1 protein-coding gene is annotated in these 1,267 nt (G+C 57.4%); it reads right to left on the reverse strand.

The genetic code is table 11. The annotated features are described in order from the left end of the window. Positions 1 to 33: 33 nt before the first annotated feature. Positions 34 to 891: an integrase domain-containing protein gene (locus FDX03_RS15755; RefSeq protein ID WP_137346210.1), complete on the reverse strand. Its 858-nt coding sequence runs from the start codon at positions 889 to 891 to the stop codon at positions 34 to 36. Positions 892 to 1,267 lie beyond the last annotated feature (376 nt).

Consider the following 1,267-nt stretch of genomic DNA (forward strand, 5'->3'; position numbering starts at 1 on the left):
GATGAATGGTGCAATTTTATAAGGTAATGGCTATCAGTCAGCCTCTTCCCGCCGCCCGTAAACCTGCGCCACATATCGCCCGCGTCCGTCGCCGTGTCCCAAATCCATCGCCGTCAGCGCCAGTGCTTCTTTCTCGCTGAACTCCTGCGCCCAGGCGTAGCGCAACGAATGCGGGGAATATGCGCCCGTTAACCCGATATATGATGCCTGACTGTGCCAGTATTTCATCGCGCTTTTCAGATCCGGCCTGTCGATCAGCCTGCCATACCGATTTTCTGCCACCGCTAACGCAAGATCCAGCGTTTTTTTTACTGCGCCAGTATCCAGGATCATCGTTTCGCGCGGACGCCCGCCTTTGGTGCCGAACACCACGGTCAGCCGGGATTCACCAAGATCCAGCGTCTGTTGCCACGTTTTCAGTGACTGAGCGCTTTGTACCGCCTCCTGCGAGCGCAGCCCCATCAGCCTTGCCAGCTCCAGCGCTGCCGCCAGCCCCGGATCTTTCAGGCGGGCGTTTTCCTGCACCGTCTGATATTTATTATCGGTGATCGCACGGCGTGTACCGTTACGCGATGCGCCGCCGATCCCCACGGCCCGGTTGCTGATCCGGTCGCCATCGGCCAGCTTTGCGCGTCCGGCCTGTCGCAGCACCACGCGTATCATCGACATTTCGTTTTGCAGGGTACGTTTATCGATCCCTTGTGCCAGCCGGTGACGAACGTAGTCCTCAATATGCCGCGCTTTCAGATGTTTAACATAACGGATTTGCACATTCTGTTCGATCAGACGTTCACAGAAGCGCTTTGCCTGCGCCATGCGGTCGCTGACCGTTTTATGTGCGCCACCCGCCTGTTTCGCCAGGTGCCGCATTTCCCGCTCCAGCATTGCCATTCATTCCCCCTTTCATGAATGCCACAAACTGATTACCAAAAAACAGAACTGATACAACTTCCCCGGCGCGTAGGCCGGTAGCCCCTGATTTTTTAGTCGGGGCCGCAAACGGTATCTGAGCGCCGGGGCGACGGCTGTTGAGGTGTGGTGGGGCGTCGGTTGTGCCCTCTGAGCAGCCGCCCGCTTGCGCGGGTTATCCCCCGGATCGTCCAGATCCCCCTCTGATACCGGTTCATGTTCTCCTTGTGGTTAAAAAATGGTCTGAAAAGGCGTGTCAGAATCCCGCTGTGGGCTGGAACAGTTGATTTATCTGGTGCAGATCTAAAGGGCCGCGTGCGTCACTTTCCCGCTCTGCGCGGTTAAAGTGACGCACTGG

The organism is Citrobacter sp. wls827, from assembly GCF_005280875.1.
GTDB classification, from domain to species: Bacteria; Pseudomonadota; Gammaproteobacteria; order Enterobacterales; family Enterobacteriaceae; genus Citrobacter; species Citrobacter youngae.

What these genes read in the sequence shown, in the direction of transcription:
- FDX03_RS15755 (WP_137346210.1), bottom strand. Translation starts at nt 891, where the DNA reads ATGGCAATGCTGGAGCGGGAAATGCGGCACCTGGCGAAACAGGCGGGT.